Annotated in this window: 16 protein-coding genes and 1 pseudogene; 11 read left to right on the top strand and 6 right to left on the bottom strand. The window is 54.8% G+C overall.

The window, feature by feature from the left end; all coding sequences use genetic code 11:
- Nucleotides 1-60 precede the first annotated feature (60 nt).
- Together ACEN2J_RS18670 and ACEN2J_RS18665 are read right to left on the bottom strand one after the other, a co-directional pair.
- Nucleotides 61-870, bottom strand: a complete 810-nt coding sequence (locus tag ACEN2J_RS18670) for a flavin monoamine oxidase family protein (protein WP_442107965.1) — start codon at nt 868-870, stop codon at nt 61-63.
- A complete protein-coding gene (locus ACEN2J_RS18665) occupies nt 867-1,661 on the bottom strand; it encodes a carbon-nitrogen hydrolase family protein (protein ID WP_442107963.1) in 795 nt (264 codons plus the stop codon). The genes ACEN2J_RS18670 and ACEN2J_RS18665 overlap by 4 nt, the downstream gene beginning before the upstream one ends.
- A gap of 451 nt (nt 1,662-2,112) precedes the next feature.
- On the opposite strand from ACEN2J_RS18665, the gene ACEN2J_RS18660 reads away from it, so the two are divergent.
- The gene (locus ACEN2J_RS18660; RefSeq protein WP_442107962.1) at nt 2,113-2,241 is read left to right on the top strand and encodes a hypothetical protein; all 129 of its coding nucleotides are present in this window, start codon (nt 2,113-2,115) and stop codon (nt 2,239-2,241) included.
- Between the two features lie 396 nt (nt 2,242-2,637).
- On the opposite strand, the gene ACEN2J_RS18655 is transcribed toward ACEN2J_RS18660, so the two are convergent.
- Entirely contained in the window at nt 2,638-2,853 is a 216-nt protein-coding gene (locus tag ACEN2J_RS18655; RefSeq protein WP_442107961.1) for a hypothetical protein, read from the bottom strand.
- 209 nt (nt 2,854-3,062) lie between these two features.
- On the opposite strand from ACEN2J_RS18655, the gene ACEN2J_RS18650 reads away from it, so the two are divergent.
- The 7 genes from ACEN2J_RS18650 (at nt 3,063) to ACEN2J_RS18620 (ending at nt 10,629) form a co-directional block, all read left to right on the top strand.
- Nucleotides 3,063-4,022, top strand: coding sequence for a DnaJ C-terminal domain-containing protein (locus tag ACEN2J_RS18650; RefSeq protein ID WP_442107960.1), 960 nt, complete (start codon nt 3,063-3,065; stop codon nt 4,020-4,022).
- A 3-nt stretch (nt 4,023-4,025) separates the two neighbouring features.
- Complete coding sequence (locus tag ACEN2J_RS18645; protein ID WP_442107959.1) at nt 4,026-4,379, top strand: chaperone modulator CbpM; 354 nt, start codon at nt 4,026-4,028, stop codon at nt 4,377-4,379.
- A 61-nt stretch (nt 4,380-4,440) separates the two neighbouring features.
- Nucleotides 4,441-5,016: a hypothetical protein gene (locus tag ACEN2J_RS18640; RefSeq protein WP_442107958.1), complete on the top strand. Its 576-nt coding sequence runs from the start codon at nt 4,441-4,443 to the stop codon at nt 5,014-5,016.
- A gap of 154 nt (nt 5,017-5,170) precedes the next feature.
- A complete protein-coding gene (gene ftsH, locus ACEN2J_RS18635; protein WP_442107957.1) occupies nt 5,171-6,979 on the top strand; it encodes an ATP-dependent zinc metalloprotease FtsH in 1,809 nt (602 codons plus the stop codon).
- Between the two features lie 51 nt (nt 6,980-7,030).
- Nucleotides 7,031-7,612 (top strand): hypothetical protein, encoded by a 582-nt coding sequence (locus tag ACEN2J_RS18630; RefSeq protein WP_442107956.1) that lies wholly within the window; start codon nt 7,031-7,033, stop codon nt 7,610-7,612.
- 210 nt (nt 7,613-7,822) lie between these two features.
- Nucleotides 7,823-10,375 (top strand): magnesium-translocating P-type ATPase, encoded by a 2,553-nt coding sequence (mgtA, locus tag ACEN2J_RS18625; RefSeq protein WP_442107955.1) that lies wholly within the window; start codon nt 7,823-7,825, stop codon nt 10,373-10,375.
- 20 nt (nt 10,376-10,395) lie between these two features.
- Complete coding sequence (locus ACEN2J_RS18620) at nt 10,396-10,629, top strand: hypothetical protein (protein ID WP_442107954.1); 234 nt, start codon at nt 10,396-10,398, stop codon at nt 10,627-10,629.
- Nucleotides 10,630-10,908: 279 nt separating this feature from the next.
- Here ACEN2J_RS18620 and ACEN2J_RS18615 read toward each other — a convergent pair whose 3' ends face one another.
- Together ACEN2J_RS18615 and ACEN2J_RS18610 are read right to left on the bottom strand one after the other, a co-directional pair.
- Complete coding sequence (locus ACEN2J_RS18615) at nt 10,909-11,145, bottom strand: hypothetical protein (protein ID WP_442107953.1); 237 nt, start codon at nt 11,143-11,145, stop codon at nt 10,909-10,911.
- 272 nt (nt 11,146-11,417) lie between these two features.
- Complete coding sequence (locus ACEN2J_RS18610; protein ID WP_442107952.1) at nt 11,418-12,731, bottom strand: helix-turn-helix transcriptional regulator; 1,314 nt, start codon at nt 12,729-12,731, stop codon at nt 11,418-11,420.
- Nucleotides 12,732-12,997: 266 nt separating this feature from the next.
- Here ACEN2J_RS18610 and ACEN2J_RS18605 point away from each other — a divergent pair, with 266 nt between their 5' ends.
- From ACEN2J_RS18605 to ACEN2J_RS18595, 3 genes are all read left to right on the top strand, one after another.
- Nucleotides 12,998-18,568 (top strand): hypothetical protein, encoded by a 5,571-nt coding sequence (locus ACEN2J_RS18605; RefSeq protein WP_442107951.1) that lies wholly within the window; start codon nt 12,998-13,000, stop codon nt 18,566-18,568.
- Nucleotides 18,569-18,787: 219 nt separating this feature from the next.
- On the top strand, nt 18,788-19,174 hold the full coding sequence (locus tag ACEN2J_RS18600; protein ID WP_442107949.1) for a hypothetical protein: 387 nt from the start codon (nt 18,788-18,790) through the stop codon (nt 19,172-19,174).
- Nucleotides 19,175-19,389: 215 nt separating this feature from the next.
- Complete coding sequence (locus tag ACEN2J_RS18595) at nt 19,390-20,505, top strand: SH3 domain-containing protein (protein ID WP_442107948.1); 1,116 nt, start codon at nt 19,390-19,392, stop codon at nt 20,503-20,505.
- A 250-nt stretch (nt 20,506-20,755) separates the two neighbouring features.
- Here the strand turns inward: ACEN2J_RS18595 and ACEN2J_RS18590 are convergent.
- Nucleotides 20,756-20,995 (bottom strand): annotated as a pseudogene (locus ACEN2J_RS18590) (tyrosine-type recombinase/integrase); the annotation flags it as partial.
- Between the last annotated feature and the right edge of the window lie 75 nt (nt 20,996-21,070).

Genomic DNA, 21,070 nt, shown 5'->3' with positions numbered 1-21,070 from the left:
ATACATGAACTATCTCCAAGATAGTCCAAGTTTTCGTCCGCACCCCCGCCGGGTCAGTTCTCAGTGACAATTAACACAATGGGTCCATAGTTTGCGGGGAACTTGCTCTGCGCCGCCGATGATATAGCGCTGGTGATCGTCGCATTCCGTGACGTTGACCCGCAGAATTTCCAGCATGGAATTGGGGAAGTCTGAATCCCAACCGCCCGTGCCAAAGCCGACCTGCCCAAACACCTCGCGGTGGTGGAAGGACAGCTTTTGAAATGCGTCGGACGATGCGACAAAGTCATAAAATGTGCGTTCGTCCCACGCTTTCACCAGCGGGTCCCATATCTCTTTGATGCGGGGAATGTCGCGGTCACGCAGGGCTTGTTTTAATGCGCTGAAATTTGCACCTTCCTCGAGCGCGGCAGTATAGGCCTGTGCTACTTCGGTAAACATCGGGGGCAGGTCGGCAAGCGTTTTGGCATAATGGGTCTGGCCCAACAAATCGATCACGGTAGAGCCCGCAGCAGGGGTAAGTGGGTTGGGGAAAGGCGCGCTCTCTAACCCAAGTAAGTTGACATAGTGATAAAAGCCGGTGGACGAGACTGGAAAGCGCATGCCGCCCAACTCGGCGATTACGCCGTCAACACCCTCGAACGGTTGCGACCGGAGCCTGCCGCCGAACTGGCCGGATTCAAACAAAATGGGGCGCAGGCCAAGCTTCATCAACTCGTATCCGGCAATCACGCCCGCCGCACCCGAACCAATGATTGCCACTTTTGCGCCCAAAGCACTTTCAGGCAATGTGCCAAGACCCGAGGGGTGGCTGATCCAGTCATCATAGGCAAAAGGGAAGTCTGGGCCGAAAACGGTTACAGGTTTCATGTGGGCTTTCCATAAAGATCGGGTCTGCGGTCTCGCAGGTGAAGCTGGTTTTGCCGCGCGGCCTGCAAGGTTGCGCGGTCAAGGGTTGCATAAAACAGGCCTGTCTGGTGCTTGTCCGCGCGGGCCAGATCACCGCCATCAGGGCCGCAGAGGCATGATAAGCCGTTGTAATTGAAAGCACCCTCGGTGCCCGCATAGTTGCAATAGGCAACATAGACTGCGTTTTCTTCGGCCCGGGCTGGCACAAGGCGCGCAGCCACGCTGTCGAACGGTTCCATGTTTGCGGTGGGGGTGACGATCAGTTCGGCACCACGCAAGGCGAGATCCCGGGCGACTTCGGGGAACTCGATGTCATAGCAAATCGCATGGCCGATCCGCCAACCGCACAGATCAAACACAGGAGACAATGTGTCGCCTGCCGCGAATTGGGCGCGGTCGACAGCGCCGAACAAATGGGTTTTGTGATAGAGTGCGCGTGGGCAGCCGGTTTTATCAATGGCGATGCAGCTGTTGAAAGGCAGGTCCGCATTGGGTGAGGGCAACCCAATAACCAAGGCGATGTTATGCGCTACGGCAAGACTGCATAGCTTGTCTTGTACGGCCTCAAAGACCGCGGCGTTTTTAGCGGCCATTTCAGCCCCGACATTATATCCCCCAATGAACATTTCCGGGGATACAAATAGGTCAGCATGCGCGGCGGCCGCTGTCGCCACCGCCGAGCCAAGACGAGAAAGGCAGCGGTCGATATCGCTACCGGGAGCGGTTTGCCAGAGTGCGACTTTCATCTGCATGTTGACCTGATAGGAATTGGCATTGGCGACGTATCATCCACCTGTATTGATGCCTTCCGTGGCGGCGACTTCAGTTCTTCTAAGCATAGTAAATAGGCGTGAATCCGGTCAAAGGCCAGCCTCTTGGCTTGGTTGAAGGAATCTTGGAGCTGCAGAACCAAACCAACTGTCGGCTTGTCGTATGCTGGTACAATCCACTGCGGGTTTGTTTTTCGCACCTTCGCCTGAAGTAAAAGCCCCACAAGTTCAGTGGCTTGGTTCTGGAGTGGCTAACCCAAGACCCACTGTCGCGTGTGAATGCACATGCGTTCCGAGCACCGCCAACGGACTGCATGGCCTACTCGTTCCGTCGAATCGTCGGCGAACGCGTCAAAGTCCGACGCTCTGCGGCTGGCGACCGAACCGAAAAACTATGAATGTGCAATGCAGAATAGTGACTGAAAGGACCAACATGCGCGGTGCAGATACTCTTGTTGAAATGTTAATCGGATACGGCGTTGATGTCGTTTTTGGTGTGCCGGGTGACATCGATCCCGTGCAGCCGAATGTTGAACGGGCCAAAAATGGGTGCGCGGATTGACGAACATCGAGAATGTTTGGTTGCCATTGTCGGGAGATGGACGAAATTGTCCGACTGAAAGGCCAGGGCAAAGGGCCCCACACAGATCCTGTCCCGCGGGCTGGTGTCGCTCGCCAGCCTCACAAACCATATGGAAAGCAGTCGACGCGCCATTCAAGTTCAACACCCAGATTTCTAAAGTTCCACTTTTGTTCCTTTTGCATATCCAGTGATGCAGAGCCGAGTCTGCATCACTGGCCTGCGGTTCAAATTTCCAACGGCTCTCGGTGGCATTGCTGCCGGCTTCGGTCTGGATCAGCATCAGCCCCGTGGTGCAGCCCGCCTCAGCCGCGAGCTGAAAACGGCGACCGGCGGTCAGCGCCAGCGGCTGCGAGGGTTCGGCAATCACCAAAGGCACTAGGCCGCGCGCAAGGTCTCATCAATACACCAGAGCAGGTCGACCTGGTTTGTCGGGCGATGCAGGTGCAGCCGTTCGCCCACGCCCTGCGGCAGGCCGCGCAGCATCGGCATTTTGGACGCATGGGCGGGCAGTAGCCAGACCAAAGCGCCGAGGCGGCGCGCGGATTGAAACCACGCGAAGGCGCGGCGGCCGCGGCCTTCGGCCTCATGCACGCGGCGCTTTAAGAGGGAGACTTTGGGGTGCTATTGGGGCACAATTCCGACGTAAGGCGGATCGGCCCAATACCGTGTCTTTTGCGTGATCATACACAAACGTAATGCGGGCGAGTTGCGCTATGTCAATCTAGGGGTGATCGGTTTGGGTTAAGCTTACGAAAAGGTAGAGACTGTCCTAGAGTTGCTGCATGGGGGCGAATAGGCTGATGGATTACAAGGATTATTACAAGGTGTTGGGTGTCGAGCGCACAGCACCACAAGATGAGGTCAAGCGCGCCTATCGCAAGCTGGTCCGAAAATACCACCCTGACGTGAATACCGGGCCCGGTGCGGTCGAAGCCGAAGCGAAATTCAAGGATGTGGGCGAGGCGTATGAGGTGTTGCAAGACCCCGAAAAGCGCGCGGCCTATGACCAGTTGGGCGCCAATTACAAAGAGGGCCAAGCCTTTAGGCCGCCACCCGATTGGGACCAAGGGTTTGAGTTTTCGGGCGGCGGCTATACTGGCGCCGACCCGAATGAATTTGGGGCGTTCTTTGATGAATTATTCGCGCGTCAAGGCAAGCCCGCACAAAACAGGGGCGGCGATCGCCAGTTCAGCGCGCCGGGGCAAGATCATCATGCAAAAATCGTGATCACGCTAGAGGAAGCCTATAGCGGCGGCACCCGCGACTTTACCCTGCGCGCCCCCGAGCTTGACCCCGATGGCCATGTGGTACTGCGCGAACGCTCCATTCGGGTGGCTATCCCGAAAGGGGTGATCGACGGACAGCATATCCGAATTGCGGGCAAAGGCTCGGCCGGGATTGGTCGGGGCAAGGCGGGCGATCTGTTTTTGGAAGTGGCGATCAAGGATGACAAAGCCTACCGGATTGAGGGTCGCGATGTGTTCATGGACCTGCCTATTTCGCCATGGGAGGCGGCTTTGGGCGCGAAAATCAGCCTGCCAACCCCTAGCGGCGATGTGGAGCTGAACATTCCGAAACACGCGCAATCGGGCAAAAAGCTGCGGCTAAAGGGGCGCGGCATTCCGGGCAAACATGCGGGCGATCTGTATGCCGTGATCAAAATCGTCATTCCGCCAAGCGAAAGCACCAAAGCCCGCGAATTGTATGAACAGATGGCGCGAGAGATGGATTTTGACCCGCGCGCAAGACTGGGAGGATAAACCATGCCCGATTCAACTGCCCTCGTGCCAATGTGCGAAATTGTTAAACCGCTGACGCTGCTTGATTTATGCCGGATTTGCGGGTCTTCTGCGGATTGGGTGATCGAACTGGTCGACGAAGGTATTCTGGACCCCCAAGGCGAAGGCCGCGCCGTTTGGCGGTTTGAAAGCACCAGCATCACTATCGTCCACAAGGTGCAACGCCTGCAACGCGATTTGCGGCTGAACATGCCGGGTGTCGCGGTGGTGCTGTCGCTCGCCGATGAAAATGCCGCGCTGAAACGCCGGTTGCAGATGCTGGAAAACGACCCCCGCTATGCGATCTGGATGCACGGGCCAGATGACCCGGCGAGTTGACGTTTTCCGATCGCGGCGATGCTGCCCGATTAAACTTTTCTAAAATCATTCGAGGCCGATTATGACCAAAGATCCAAAAACTGACCACACGACCTATATCAATATCCCCGAAGCTGTCGGCGTGTTTGACAATTTTGAAACCCTGCAAGCCGCGATCTATGATTTGATGATGTCGGGGTTCAGCCGCTATGACATCAGCCTGCTGGGCGACAAAGAGGCGATGAAAGAAAAGCTGGGCAAATCCTATTGGCAGGCGAAGGACCTGGAGGACAACCCCGACGCACCGCGTGCAGCGTTCGTGTCCGAGGAAGCCATTGGCGAGTTGGAAGGCGCTGTTGCGGGCGGGTTCTTTTTCTTGGGGTCTTACATTGCCATGGCGGCGATGCTGACACCTCTCAGCACCTTGGCGGCTTCAATCGCGGCGATTGCGATTGGTGGCGGGCCTGCCGCAGTGGTTGGCGCCGTGCTCGCGCGGCGTGTCGGCCAGCACCATAAGGATTACTACGCCGATCAAATCCGGCAGGGGGGCATTTTGCTGTGGGTTCGAACTACCGACACAGCCAAGCAAGACCTCGCCGTCAAGATTTTGAAAGGTCATTCCGGGCGTGATGTGCATGTGCATGACTGGAGCGAATGACGACCATTGCGATTTCGTCAGTGGATTGGCCAGCCCCACACCCTACAACGCCCCCTGAAGGGGGGGCGCTATGGCTGATCTGCCAAGCCGAACCGCTAGGCAATGTCCCGCGATGGCCGCGTCCAGCCAAGCCCATCTTTTTTGAGTAGTAACAATGAATAAGCAAAAACAATTCAATTGGACGTTCTGGATCATTGCCGCGCTTGTTTGGTTGGGTATTCAGGTTTGGATGGGCTACCGCACTGTAATGCCGCTGCAGTATAGCGAGTTTTTAACCTATCTGGAACAGGGCAAGGTTGCCGAGGTCACTGTCACCGAAAGCATGATCAATGGCAAGTTTACCGCACCCGTCGAGGGCAAGGATTACTTTGTCGCCGACCGTGTCGACCCCAGCTTTGCTGCGGAATTGGAAAAAGCCAAAGTCGCATTCACCGGCGGATCAGACCAGAACTGGATGACCAACCTGATTTCTTGGGTTGCGCCCGTTTTGATCTTCTTTGGGCTTTGGATGGTTCTGATGCGCCGTATGCAGGGTGGGCAAGGGTTGGGCGGACTGGTGAACATCGGCAAATCCAAAGCTAAGGTCTATCTGGAAACGCAAACCGGCGTGAGCTTTAAGGATGTGGCCGGGGTGGATGAGGCCAAGGCCGAGTTGCAAGAGATTGTGTCTTTCCTGAAAGACAAAGACAAATACGGCCGCCTTGGCGCGCATATCCCCAAGGGCATTTTGCTGGTTGGCCCGCCCGGCACTGGCAAAACACTGCTGGCCCGCGCGGTGGCGGGCGAGGCGGGCGTGCCGTTCTTCTCAATTTCGGGGTCAGAATTTGTCGAGATGTTTGTCGGCGTCGGCGCTGCCCGCGTGCGTGATTTGTTTGAGCAGGCCCAAAAGGCTGCGCCTTGTATTATTTTCATTGATGAGTTGGACGCGCTTGGCCGCGCGCGTTCCGCCATATCAGGTTATGGGGGCGGCGATGAAAAAGAGCAAACCCTGAACCAGCTATTGTCTGAATTGGATGGTTTTGACCTTCGGGTGGGTATCGTGCTTTTGGCGGCCACAAACCGGCCCGAGGTACTGGATGCAGCACTGCTGCGGGCAGGTCGGTTTGATCGCCAGATCGTGGTCGATCGCCCCGAACGCAAAGGCCGCGCCGAGATTTTGCGCGTCCATACAAAGCGCATCACGCTGGCCAAAGACGTCGATTTGGATCAGGTTGCGGCCCTTACGCCGGGCTTTACTGGCGCCGATCTGGCCAATCTGGTGAATGAGGCCGCGATCGTGGCGACCCGCCGCGATGGCGACACGGTCACGATGGCCGACCTGACGGCGGCGGTAGAACGGATTGTGGCCGGCGTTGAGCGGAAATCGCGTGTGCTTGGCCCCGCCGAGCGCGCCCGCGTGGCACATCACGAAATGGGGCATGCACTGGCCGCAGCCAATGTGGCGCACGCTGATCCGGTGCATAAAGTGTCGATCATTCCGCGCTCTATCGGGGCGTTGGGTTATACGATGCAACGCCCCACCGAAGACCGCTTTTTGATCACCTTTTCTGAATTGAAAGACCGCATGACGGTGCTTATGGCAGGCCGTGCCGCCGAGGATTTGGTGTTCAGCGACATCTCGACCGGCGCATCGGATGATTTGGCCAAAGCCACTGATATTGCACGCGAATGCGTTACGCGGTTTGGGATGTCTGCAGCGGTTGGTCAGGCGGTTCTAGAGGAAAAGCACGGCCAATACCTTGACCAATCTCCCTTTGGCATTGCGGGGCGGGATTACTCCGAACAAACCGCGCGTGAGGTAGATTTGGCCGTGCGCCAACTGATCGAGGACGCCTATGCCAATGCCAAATCCATTTTGACCACGCATATGGTCGATCTGAAAGCTGGTGCCACCTTGTTGCTGGAAAAAGAAACCATCACGCCTTTGGAGTTTGCCCCGATTTCACGCGCAAAAAGCCCGTGAGGTCGTTAGGTTTTGCCGAAACCGGTGCCGAACGACCAAGGGAGACAGGACATGACGGATAAAATTACAGCCCTCGTGGCGCAAATTCACCTTTTGCAAGATGAGTTGGAGCAAGAGTTTGCTCACCGCCAAGATCAATTCAACTTTAAGATTGAGCAGCGTAAAATCACTTTTGCACAAGACGTTGCACGGCAGCACGCATTGCTGAAACGAAAGCTGATGCCCTATCTGGTTGGCGCGCATCCCTTGGTAGTTTTGACGGCCCCGATCATTTACGCGATGATCATTCCCTTTTTGCTGCTGGACTTGTTTGTGACGATTTACCAAACGATTTGTTTTCCCGTTTACGGAATCGAAAAGGTAAAAAGAGCTGGTTACATTACCTTTGATCGCGATCAATTGCCTTATCTGAATGCGGTTGAAAAGCTGAACTGCGCCTATTGTTCCTATGGCAATGGGCTAATGGCCTATGCCACTGAAATTGCAGCGCGCACTGAAAAGCGCTGGTGCCCGATCAAACACGCCAAACGTATGCCGGGCGTGCATCGTCATTACCATGACTTCCTCGATTATGGCGATGCCGAAGGCTACCGGCGACTGCAATCAAAATCACCCAAGGACAAGGTTGACTAAGTTGGGCTTTGGTCTCGGTGCTGCGATGGCGAAGCGTCTTGATTTGGGGCAATCTGTCCATATCAATATACAGTAGGGTAAAGGTGGCACGCCCACCAATGTGAAAGACTCAGCGATGCTTACAGTCCTCTCAAGGTGCAATGCTTCTGAAATTCTAGCGACCAATCGTAATGCCATGTGGCGGGCCTGTTACTCGGTTGGGCCAATGGCATGAGCAACGTTCGCGAATACTGGGCCGTCGAGACCACCGATCTGCTGGTGCGTCTGGGTTCGAGTAAAGATGGCCTAGCGCAAGGTGAGGCTGAGCGGCGTATAGTTGAGTATGGCGAAAACCGGATCATTGAGGAGGGCGATGATGGCGCGGTAAAGCTGTTGCTGCGGCAGTTCGAAAGCCCGCTTGTCCTGATTTTGATCTTTGCAGCTGTTGTTTCGATGGTCCTGCATGAATGGTCGGAATCCGCGATCATCTTGGCAATTGTCTTTGGCAGCACAGCCTTGGGGTTCGTGCAGGAATTTCGCGCCTCACAAGCCGTGCAGGATTTGCGCGGGCGCTTATCGCTTAAGGTCAATGTGGTACGGGATGGTGCGTTAAGGCAGATTGACACGGTTCAGGTGGTGCCCGGCGATATTGTGGTACTGGCGGCGGGCAATCTTATCCCTGCCGATGGGATTGTGCTTGAGGCACGTGATTTTCTGGTGGCGCAAGCCGCCCTGACGGGTGAGTCCTTTCCCGTTGAAAAACGGGCAGGCGTGGTGCTGCCTAATGCGACGCTGCAAGACCGGGCCAATATGGTCTTTCAAGGAACCTCGGTGCGCAGTGGAACGGCACGAATTGTTGTCGCTCAAACCGGGCGTGTCACGGCGTTCGGGGCGATTGCCGCGCGTCTGTCCCGAGCCGAACCCGAAACCGACTTTGCACGCGGGATACGTAAGTTCGGTTATCTGCTGACGCGTGTTATGATGGTGATTGTCATATGTGTGTTGCTGGCGAACCTGTTGCTGGACCGCCCCGTGGTAGAAAGTCTGTTGTTCTCTGTAGCACTTGCCGTTGGTCTGACGCCAGAGCTGTTGCCCGCTATTATCAGCGTTACGCTGTCGTCGGGGGCGCGGCGCATGGCGGACCGAGGGGTTATCGTGCGCAGGCTGGCCGCCATTGAAAATCTGGGCAGCGCCGATATTTTGTGTACGGATAAAACCGGTACTCTGACCCGTGGCGTTGTAGAACTAAGCGCGGCCATGGGCCCAGAAGGTCAGCCCTCGGACAAGGTTTTGCAGTTGGCGCAAATCAATGCCGCGCTGGAAACAGGGATTGAGAATCCGCTGGATGCAGCCATCCTCGCCAGTGCCGCGGCGCGGGGTTTTGCCCCGCCTGTCGCCCAAAAGATCGATGAAATACCTTATGATTTCCTGCGCAAGCGGCTGACAATCGTGGTGGAAACTGGATCACAGGGCCAGCACCTGATCATCAGTAAAGGCGCGTTTGATGAGGTGCTTGCCTGTTGCAACCGCGTACAAGGGGCAAAGGGACCGGAGCCGCTTGACGATAGCATGCGTGCAAAACTGATTGCCTATTACGCGGCGCAAGGGGCCGAAGGGTTTCGCGTTTTGGGGATTGCCACAAGCGAAGTTGCGGCCAAGGCGCATTACGGTCACGAGGATGAAGTAGGGCTTGTTTTTGCAGGTTTTTTTGAGTTTTTCGACCCGATCAAACCGGGCATAACCGAGACCCTTGCCGCATTGGCAGCACTTGGAGTGCGGGTCAAGGTGATCACCGGCGACAACCGGCATGTTGCGGCGCATGTTGGTGCTGCAGTGGGCCTTGGCAGTGCATTTCTGACTGGGGCAGATTTGGCAGATATGCGGGATGAGGCGCTGTGGCATCTGGCCGAGGCTACAGATATCTTTTCCGAAATAGATCCGCAGCAAAAAGAGCGTATCGTGCGCGCGTTGCAATCGCGGGGGCATAGCGTTGCCTATCTGGGTGATGGTATCAATGATGCGCCTGCACTAAAGGCGGCGGATGTCGGTATATCGGTAGAGGGCGCGGTGGATGTTGCTCGCGATAGCGCCGATATTGTACTGCTGGATCGCGATCTGGATGTGCTGCGGCAAGGGATCGTTGATGGCCGCCGCACGTTCGCCAATACCATGAAATACATTCAAATCACCACCAGCGCCAACTTCGGCAACATGATCAGCATGGCGCTCGGAACACTGTTTTTGCCGTTTCTGCCGCTGACGGCGGGCCAGATCCTGCTGAACAACTTCCTCTCCGATATTCCCTCAATTGCAATTTCTACCGACACAGTGGATTCTGAAACAGTGTCCTCGGCACCGCGCTGGAATATAGGGGGGCTGCGCCGTTTCATGATCGTATTTGGGCTGATCAGCACCGTGTTTGACCTCGCGCTCTTTGGTTTGCTGGTGCTGGTGTTCCACACCACCCAGGTCGAATTTCAAAGCACTTGGTTTATCGTCTCGCTGTTAACCGAGTTGGCGGTCGTGTTGGTTCTACGCACGGCGCACCCGTTTTGGAAAAGCCATCCGGGGCGCGTTCTGGTGCTGACCACAGCTGTCGTTTTTCTGATGGCGCTTGCCTTGCCGTATCTTGGCGTGGTGGCGGTGTGGATGGAGCTTGCGCCCCTGCCGCTGCCACTTTTTCTGACCGGATTGGCCGTAGTCTTTGCCTATGTCGCGACAACCGAAATGGTGAAGCGGGCCTATTATCGGCACCGTTTTAGCGCGGGCGCAAACCAAGGCTAAGCATAAGAAAGGAAAGCATTATGCGTTGGACTGAAAATGACTATTTTATGGGGTGTGGTATGGGCCTAGGCCCGCTTGGGCTGCTGGTGATGGCTTTGCTGTTTGTCCTGCCATTTTGGAAGATATCCACTAAGGCAGGTTTTTCAGGATGGTGGAGCCTGCTGATGTTCATCCCAGTTGCGAATTTGGTTTTCCTGTATGTTCTGGCTTTTTCAGACTGGCCAACGGTTTCAGGCCGCGCGAACAGGAGCTGATTTGGGGGTGTCAAGACTGGCGCCAAGTGACTTGATACTACAGATAGGCGGGCTTTGCTGGTTTTCGATAATCGAGAGGGGGTAGGCCGTTGTCGATAGGTTGCCCCCCCCACCACACAGCAAATTGCGGTTTGCGCCAGTGCTCAAATAATGGATCGCACGATCAAACGCCGGGGGGCAAAAGCCTACATCGCAGCAAACTGCCGCATGGGTTTTTGTATGTTTCCGGCCGATGTGTTCGCGTTCAAGGTCAGCTGACAACAACGCGTGACGTCTGTGTCAGGTCAGCACGTGGTTTTGCAGTAGCAAAGGTTCGGGGGCAGGGCGGTCCAGCGCTTCGGACACCGAAACCTCGATCACGCGACAGATCGCGTCTAGCGGTAAGCCGTTATGCACGTTGTGAAATGGCAATTCCAATTCATTGGGCACCGCTTGCAGCCCAAAGAAGACATAGGCGACGACAGCAGCCAGAAACGGCGCAAACCATCGGGTGGACCAGTTGAAATGTTTACGCATGATGAGCCCCGCGCTAATGCGCCATGTCCATCTTTATGACACGCAATTGCAGCAAGCCGCCCTGAGGTGTAAAACACCAATGCAGGCGACTGCAGGCGACGAATTACTGGCCTAAATCCTACCCCATATTTTCATAAAATCACAATGAAATCATGCGGGAATCTACATATAACATCATGTTTTTATTTAAAAAATATTATAATCTGTAAAGATATTGCGCGCGTCGCGACAACTATTGTCCAATGGGGGGCAATTGGCGCTAAAGGCCGATGTTAAAGTCGAGCGTAGAGTGCGATCAGTTCGACTTGGCTGTTTACAACTGTCTTTTGAAATATGCCTTTTAGGCGTTGACGAATGCTCGCAGGTTTTACATTTAAGAGGCCTGCAATTTTAACTGACGTATTTCCTGAGGCCAATAACTCGACAATATTGATCTCATTCGCTGTCAGTGAGAAATCTTTGCGCAGCTTTGAGTGTTTTGTCGCTGTTGTATCGGTTGAGACGCAGCGAATTGCACAGGCCTTAAATGGCGTGAAGAAGTGACGTAGGCTTGGTGGAATCTGAATCACCAAAACGCTAATCATCTTTTCATCTTCACTAAATTGATAGGCATTGCTCAGGGATTTATTGGGATCACTGGCCAGGATCGATTTAAAGTCGTCGACGAGGGCATTGCTGATCAGACTAGGCAAAAGATTGCTCAGTTTTTTGACAGATTTGATGCGGCCGGTGTGATCAACGCTAAGGCATTGGTTACCATCAGCGTCAAAAATAAAGACTTCAGATTTTGAATCTTTGAAAAACTCTGCGAAGGCATGAATGCGTTTATGTGCAGCTTCGTCTGCACGTTTTGCGGCAGCCTCAAACATTGGCTGTATGGTCTTGATAAGGGTGATGTCGTCGTTGGTCAGCGGCGGGTGGTCATTGCTGAAATGAATGGTTAACGGCCAGTATCCATTGGGGGTTAAAATGCGAATAACGCAGACGTTTCCAAAATTGTGCGGTCGAAGAAAATCCCGATAGAATGGGTGTTTCGCTTTGGTTGGGCGATCGGTGAAAACGTCGTCATCCGTGGCATATCCATGCTCAAGCATGAGCTTTAGAACGCCTTCGCGTGGGTCTTTCTGATGCCAATTGTCAGCAAGGTATTCGACAAGCGCATTTTTCATTTCTTTGGTGCCGGCCATCCACAAGCCCCGAAATTGCGGGTTGGATGGGGGTAGGAGGGCCCCGGTTGCTTTAAATAATTCGACCACAACTTCAAGCACGTCATCCCAGTGTTTTGCGTCTTCGACGGCGAGGTCAAGCTTGGCTTGTAGTTCGATCAAAATAGGTTTCATCGTTGCTCCGATACAATTTCCAATGCCCAAAATATGATAGGCGGTCGCAAGAAAAGCTTCTTTGGCAATAGAAGGGTCACCTGATTGCCGTGACACCGAAATCAGGTAACTCCATGCAGAATAAACAGAATTAATGCATTGTGTCGACTGATACAGTCCAGAAAAGGGCTTCCAGTCAGTTTGGCGCAACGCTTCAGAACTTCCAACACAAAAAGCCCGTGTGAATACCCATATGGTAGTATGCACGTCTTTTTTTGCGCCTTAGGGTTGGCGTAGATGCCTGCCGGAAAAGGGGGGGCACACCTTATGTTGTGGGCGGATTGCTGATCGACGTATTGTTTTTTAAAGTGACAGGATTATTTTCAATGCTCCACCGCATAGCCCAACCTCTTTTATTTGCAGCATTTTTTGGTTTCAGCCTGCCGGTAGATGCGTTCGCGCAAAACTTGTTAGGGGACGGTGGGTTTGATGGCGCGCCGCAGACACAGGTAGGTGATCGTTGGGGAAAAGATTTGCCACCATGGCGCTTTGCGAATGCGACACCGGCAGGTTTGGTTATTCAAAATTCGCACAATCTGGTGGCTGTCGATGGCCCCGGTGGTGGCGACTATTTAGATCGCGGCCCTGAATCTGACGCATCTAATGCGGGCGCCGACGTGATGCAGTATTATATTGATAGCGGCAGCGTCCCGCAACTGGGCTGGCAGTATTTCACCCCAACCTGTCGGGGGACTGCCACAGCGACAATCTATGTCACGAACCGCGAAGGCCACGGGCGCAACGGGCCTTTGCTAACGGGGGTGGAGGTTCCTGTGCCTCCTAATGCGGGGACCTATTTCAACACACAAGGCGGATTGGCCATCTTTCCTGTCGATCACGAAATCACAATCTTTCCATCGGGTTATGCCGTGGCAGATGCTGCAACAACCTTGGACGTGCAGGGGCTGATTGCCCAATATGATAGCGCGGAATTTGCCTTTCTCTTGCCCGCAGGTGCGACGCAAACTTACCCTTGGACACCCATCTCCTATCAAGTTCCGGTCGAGCCGGGACAGCTCTATGCCTATATGGTTGAATTGGGCCATAGTGTGAATATGGACAATGCCTCTGTTGTGCTGGATTGCAGCGGAACCTCGCCGTCAGCGCCACCTCTTACACCGGAAAAATCAGCACTTATCAAAACCTGCGAGGCCCCAATCGCAGGAGTGTTGGATGGCGATGCCGGACAATTTTGGAATTGTCAGATTGATGTGACAACCCAACCCATCCCGTTTGGTGGCATTCTAACGGTCAATGACCTGCCAACGCAGAACTTTTCCAGCACGTCAGGGCAACTTATCTCTATGACCTCGTCCGAGGCTGGAATTACCTGCACGTCTGGCCAGTCTTGCGCGGTGGATGGTGCGGTTTTTGACGGCGCTGGCGTGATTGATGTGCAGAGTTTCGTGCGCACCATTGATATCGAAGAGTCCTATATGGCTGAAAACTGTACATTGGGCAGCTATAGCTTTGGCGCGTCGGAACCTGTCGGGTTGGACGGTAATTGCGTAACGGCATCTTTCGTACCGGGCCTGGAAATTGCCAAGACATGTGATCCTGTGCAACAGGTTTCATCCGGGCCTATGACGCTAAATTGCCAGATTACAATTACAGGCAACAACCTACCGACCGGTTCATTTGCGGGGTTCATGGACGCGTTTGGCGCAATGTCTGGGTCTGCGGATCTTGTCGGTCCTTTGCTTGGGGGCACAGGCAGTGTCACGTCAAACGAGCCATGGGATTGCGTCGATCAAAACGGCGTTTCCGGGGGCATTTGCACCTTGCCTGCGGCCGATTTGATCTCTGCGGGGGGCACGTCGGTTGTGAACACGACCTTCCAGTTTACTGTTGGGCCGGATACGCCACAGGTGGCCAATTGCGCTCTTGAGGCTATTGTGCCGCTATCTGCTTCCGAATGGATTGCCCAAGGAGATCGAACGCCGCAGCAATTGCCCGATTATTGTGTGGCGATTGATGTGCCGCCGTACACAGACATTCCAGGAGACCCTGATACTTATCATCCCGAAAAGGTCGAGCTAAAGAAAACCTGCGACGAACCAGTGCAGGCAACGGTTGCTGGCGTGCAAGGCTACACTTGGGCCTGCCGCGCCGAAATCACCGTGAGCCCAACGCCTTTCGTCGGCAGTTTCGTGCTAGAAGATGACGCCTCGAACATCTCTATCGGTGCGGCGCAATTCCTATTTGCGTCCGAGCCGTCTTGCACTGGCCTCGGCACTGATCAACTGACCTGTCCAATGAATGGCAGTGCCATGCTCGTGCCGCATGTGGTCAGCTATCAGCTTTTCACCGCAGTGACCGACGCCAATACACCTATCAAATGGCAGAACTGTGCGCGCGGCATTGCGGCAACGCCAACCAAAGACATTGAGTCTGGGCTGTCCTGCGTTGATGCCTACATCAAACCCCAAGTGGTGCGCGACCCGCCTAAGGAAAGCCATATTTCAAAGACCTGTGATGCTGCCACAGCGCAAAAGCGCGACGGGGTAGAAGGGATGGAATGGGTCTGCCATATCAAGGTCACGGCGGCGCCCGTACCCTTTGGCGGCAGCATTACCTTTACCGAAGACGCAACGGCGGTCTTTGGCAGCAGTGCGGCGCAAATCGTTTCTATGGCGCAACAAGGATCGGGCTGGAGCTGTTCGTTCTCATTGCCTGCACAAACCACCGATTGCAGCATTAATGGTGCCGATTTTGCCCCTAGTGGCATCGAAGAGGTGACCTTTACACTGTTTGCCGCTGCCGGTGACGGCCCGATTAACTGGCGCAATTGCGTAAGCGGCAGTTACAGTGCTGTGGACGGCAAATCCCGAAAGCTGCGCGGAAATTGCGAAGAAGTGTCTTGGAAGCCCGACAACAAGCCGCCCACACCGCCAAGTTTTAGCCTGAAGAAAGGCTGCGATGCGCCGGTCACATATGAAGACGCGCAACGCTATATCTGCACGATCCAAATCATCCAGACGGGTGGCGATCCGATCACCGCACCCCTGACATTGTCAGAGCTGTTTTCGACCGTGTCGGGTGCGCCTGCGCTGGACTATCTACTAATGTTGCAAGGCTCTAATGGATGGCAATGCGCCACACCCAATTTTGCGAATGGGGCCGACTGCACGATCCAGCCTGCCGATTTCAACGGCATCAGCGGGCATCAGATCGCGGGCATGTTCGTGATACCCAATGCAGTGCTTGAGAAAGAAGATTTTAAAAATTGCGCGGCTCTAAAACTGGGTGATGTAGAGGTTGCCTCGGCACCTTGTGTGGATATCGCAGAACCAGAGTCAAAGCCCGTTGCAGCCTTTGACGTTGAGAAAACCTGCAAGCCCGCAGGGGACCGAATGGTCTTTTCACCAAGCTTTTGGGTGCAACCCTATGAATGCACGCTGGTCGTTTCTAACGGTGGGCTGCCGTTCACCGGACCATTATGGTTGCTTGAAGATATGCATTTTGGGCAAAACCCAGCGGCAGGTTCAATCCAAAGCATCAGCTCGGCGGACCCTTGGGTTTGTTCAAACCCGCCTTATGCGGTTGCAGGAACCCAGCCTTATTGCAGCATTCAGGGCAACCAATTCCCAGCCTCGGGCAGCTCGGCGGTGACGGTCAATGTGTTGGTTGGCGCTGCCGCAGATCTTCATGGTGCCGAAAACTGCGCCTCAATCCTTTTGGGTCAGCCAGATGCCAGCGGACTGCCGCCAGAGGTGGGAAGCAGTTGCTTTGTTATCGCCGAGCCGCCAGAAGTATTGCCCCCACAGATTGATCTTGCAAAGGCGTGTGCGCCGACAGCAATACGCCCAGATGGTACATGGGCCGTTGACTGCACCTTGACGGTCACGGGGCAAAACCTGCCCGCTGGTCAGCCGTTGCGGGTGACGGATGAGTTGATGTCTTCGGTGATGCAAACGGCGGTTTCGGGGCAGTTGACTGCGGCCGGCAACAGTTGCACTGGCGGCCAGATAGCTGGCGGCGTTACCAGTGCTTGCGATTTGATGACGGATGATGTCATCGCGGCTGGCGGCACTTTGGTCATCCCTTATATCGGCGTGTTTGCCGGTGTGGCAGGTCGGCCCTTTGGCAGCCCGCAGGCGCAAAACTGCGGTTTTGTCGATGTTGCATCACTGGGGCTGCATGGCCCTGCGGCGGGCGGAAAGTCCTGTGTGCCTTTGAATTTTTTGGCTGCATCCGTTGGCGGTGGTTTACCCGCTGTGCCCAATCTGGGTGGAACCGGCACGTTTGACAGCGGTACAATCGCGGTTCAGCCAGACCTGCCCGCCCAACCGCAATTCCCCGCTACTGGCTCTAGCCCGTCGTGCAGCCTGAACACGCATTATATCGTCGATATTTCGACTTCAATGTCCCAAGGCAATCGGATGAATCAAGTAAAGGCCGCATTGGCGGGGGCATATGCTGCGTTTGAAGGCGGCGGGTCTATGGCGTCTTTGACAGTGTTTAACCATTTTGCGACCAACCTGATTTCACCGGCGCAGGTTTTGCCGTCGCAAACCTTGTTAGCGGCAACCCAAGGAATTCAGCCCTTTGGTGCTACAAATTGGAACGCTGGGTTGGTTGCCTCGGTGCCGGTCGTTTCAGCTACATGGCCACGGCCTCTTGTTTTCCTTATTACGGACGGCCAAGGCGGGGCCATTTCCCCGCAGGTGTTGGCGTCAATTCAAGGGGCGGGCAGCCGGATCATTGGCATTGTCATCGGCCCAAATCAGTTTTCGCAGGTGCTTGCAAACGCGCTTGGCGCCAGTTCCATCATCGCGGCGAATAGCAATACCGCCATTGATCCGTTCACGACCGACTTGATTACCATTGGCAATGCGGCGGATTCATTGAGCGTGTTTCAAAAGATCGCGGCAGCCTATTGCCCGACCGACGAAAAGAGCCTCACTCCGGCTTTGATCGCCGCGCAACAGGGACTTTTGAACATCCCGATCTCGGATCAGATATATGCTGGTGATGATGAGCCGTTGGATGCGCAAATGCCGCCGGTAGTACCAGAACCAAAACCTGCTTTTGCCATTACCAAGTCTCAAACATCGGCCTGCGTGGCCAACCGTCAAAGCCAAACCTATGAGTGCGGCTTTCGGCTGGCGGTGACGAATACGGGCAACCGTGCCTATGTCGGGCCGTTGACGGTGACAGACATTGGTCGGCCTGCGATGCGTGCCGCAAACCTGTTGTCAGACGGTGGCTGGACATGCGCTCGGCCCGCGGCGGGGGCCGTATCATGTGAAAATACCTTGCTGAATCTAGCCCCAGCCGCGACCAGCCATCTGGACCTGTCGGTTACGGTCTCAGGGATGCGGCGGGGCGGGACGTTTGAAAATTGCGCCGCCGTTGGTATTCCTGATGAACCAAAGCAACGGGTGGCGGCCATTCAGCAGGTGATGAACGCGCGTGGTTTGAACGCGGGGCCTGTCGACGGTTTGCCTGGCGCGCGCACATATGCGGCCTTGGCGCAGTTGCAAGCCACGCTTGGCTTGCCGATCAGTCGTAACTTTGACGATGCGTTATTCTTGGCCCTTGGTCTGCCGCTGCAACAGGCGGGCACGCAGTCTTGTGTTATTGCAGAGCTGCCACCAATGCCCGCCCCACCGTTACAATGTGATCTGGCCAGTACGATAAGCAAGGGTGAAGGGTGCGAATGTCGGTTTGCCGATATGGCCAAGCGCAATGCCACAACATGCCAGTGCATGGACGGTACGCGGTTTGTCAAGGGGCGTGGCTGCGTTGCCCCCTCTGTCGTCGACCCCAAACCTGTGCCGCATCCGATGCCCGATGCGTTGCCGGATACCACAGCCTTGAAATGCGATGCAGCCTCAACGCGCAAGCGTGGTGATCAATGTGTGTGCATCGACCAGCGCAACGCCAAAAAACTGTCGGCAACACAATGCGGCTGTACCAACGGCCTGCCGATGATCAATGGCAAGTGCATCCCAATTGACATCATGCCACCGCAGAAAGGAGATGGAACCGATGTGGAGGAGAAGTGTCTCATCAATCTGAACGGTATTTGTATTAAGTAACAAAGGGTTGCTTGGATGCCAGGGATGGGTTTGTCGAGGCAGCCTTGGCGGGGCTGGATGAAACTTGGTGCAGCGAGTGCAAGAAGGATTTGAAATTTGAAGTGAAGTTCAGCCATGCCGACGTGCGCTATAGCGTCAGGTATGTCTTTCACAACAAGTGAAGCGCGCGGAATGCTCTGTGTGTTTGTCTAAAATGACTGTCTATTGAAGGAAAAAGATATGCAAAATCGTAGAAGCTTTCTGAAAAAATCAGTGGCTCTTGTGGTCGCAGTTCCGGCTATGGCGCTGCCAAACCTAGCCTTTGCTGGTGAAATTGTAGGCGAAACGACACTGAAAGGTATTGATGAAAAAACGCTCCGCGGCCCTGGGCTAAAACGCTGGATCACGGAGTGGATTAACCGCGAAATTGCGCGATCCAAAGATGCCAAAGAGGCGCAGGCCTACCTGAAGAAAGATGCAAAAGCGGTAAACGGGCAGATCGACGAAATCGTTGCCCGTATTCAAGGTACGGAAGGCAAGGGGCCCCTGGACAAGCCGCAAAGCATCAAAATCAAATTCAGCTTTGAATTCCCACCAGCCAAGTTCAAAGTCGAAGTTTCGTTTTAGGACACCGCTGTGAGGGGCGGGTGAAGCGTTGGAAATGCAAAAGCTAAGCCCGCCCAAAGCCTTGTAGAACCGTTGAAGCCTCGCCAATGGCACCAAGGTGCGCGCCGCAGAAGATTGCTACAGGTTACTGCAAGCAGAGGGTCTTTGACCTTGATTTGGTGCGCGCATGAGGTGCGGGCCAGCCTTTTAGCAATGTTCATTTTTCCGAGGTTCCCATGTCTTCCAATTTAAAAGATCTACTTGTTCTAACTGCATGTGTTTTTGCCCTGATGGTGGGCTTTGGCCAAGCCGAGACGATGCAGGTGGTCGGGGTCGGGCGCGGGGACACATTGAATGTGCGTAGCGGGCCGGGGGCGAGTTATGCCGATATTGGCGATATTGGTCGCAATGAGAAGGTCGAGGTGCGGGGATATAACAGCACCCGCACTTGGGCGCAGATCCGGTATCGCGGGCGGGATGCTTGGGTTTCAGCAAAGTATCTGTCGGCATTTCAAGCCAAGAGCCAGTTTAACGGCCAAGGAGGCGGTATCTTGCCCGGCTCGAATATCATTACTGGAATACCGGCGAATGACCCTGATGGTGGTTTGGTCGTGCGGGACGGTGCTGGGCAGTCGTTCGCTGCGTTGGGCGTGTTGCCTAATGGCACGCAGATTCATGTGATCCAGCTTGATCGGTTGGGGAAATGGGGGATGATAACGATTGATAGTGGCGTAGGGTGGGTTAGCACCGCTTATCTGGCAGCAATGGCGTCAGAGCCGACGGCATCTGCGCCAGGCGGTGGCCCTTTGCCCGGGTTCTTCACGGTGACAGGCATTGACGCACAGGATAAACTTTGGGTGCGGGATGCGCCAAGGGCGTCTGGCAAACGTATTGGTGGCTTTATGGCGGGGACGGTGGTCAATGTGACAGCGCCTGCTTCTGGCAACTGGGTGCAAGTCACGCTGAACGGCCAAATCGGGTATGTCAACGCGACCTATCTTACGCGGTCGGCGGAATTGCGTGGTCTATCAACACCCTCAGGCTTTCCCTTGGGAACCACTTGTCGCGGCACGGAACCCTATTGGACCCTAACTATTGCTGAGGACGGGGCCGTTCAGTACACGTCACTGATTAATGGCGCGGATCCAATCACAACATTGAGTCAAGCGACCCCCGCACCCAGTGGCGGTTATCCGTTTCAGCTCTTGGCAAGCCCATATACGGCCACAGTAACCTTAGAAACCTGCTCAGATGGTATGTCAGACACAGTTTACCCAATGGGCATCACGCTACAAAAACCGCCCTTGAACGGAGTCAGCGGCACACTTTATGGCTGCTGTATTGTGGATTGAATGCCGATTGGTTCGCATCGCGTGCAAAACGCGGTTGATTTGCGGATCACATAACGCTTTATCTGCGCCGGGTTTAGGGGCTGGGCATGGAATATGTGTTTGCATGGATGCGGATTAGAGCAAAAGCTAAGATTCTGATGTGCATTTAGGTAGTAGTAACAGGCGTCAAATCGCACATCGCAGGCTAGGTAGGCAACAATGGTTGCGCCCTCCCGCAACCAACACTTATTTTCTGAACGCTTGGTCACGTTCACTTTCTGCCATGTTCCAACAAACCCCATCCATTCCAGTCCCCAAACTTATCACCGGTTTTCCGCAGATGTGTATATCTCTGCAAAGACTGCCAGCTTCGGTGGCCAGATACAGCTGCTACCTGCGGGATTGTTTTGCCCATTTCGAATAGTCGCGAAATGGCTTCATGGCGTAAGTCATGGAAGCGTAAGTCCTCAATTTCGAGAAACTTACAAGCTCGCGTAAACCTACTGCTAACCTTGCAGTTACCCATAAGTGTCTGGCGGCGACGTTGCGATGCGGGCTCCCTCGACGAGATCGGCTAGGCGTGAGA

The organism is Pseudorhodobacter sp. W20_MBD10_FR17 (genome assembly GCF_052119765.1).
Lineage (GTDB): Bacteria > Pseudomonadota > Alphaproteobacteria > Rhodobacterales > Rhodobacteraceae > Pseudorhodobacter.
Note: the sequence above shows the minus strand (reverse complement) of the source record. Positions and strands in the feature narration are given on the sequence as shown.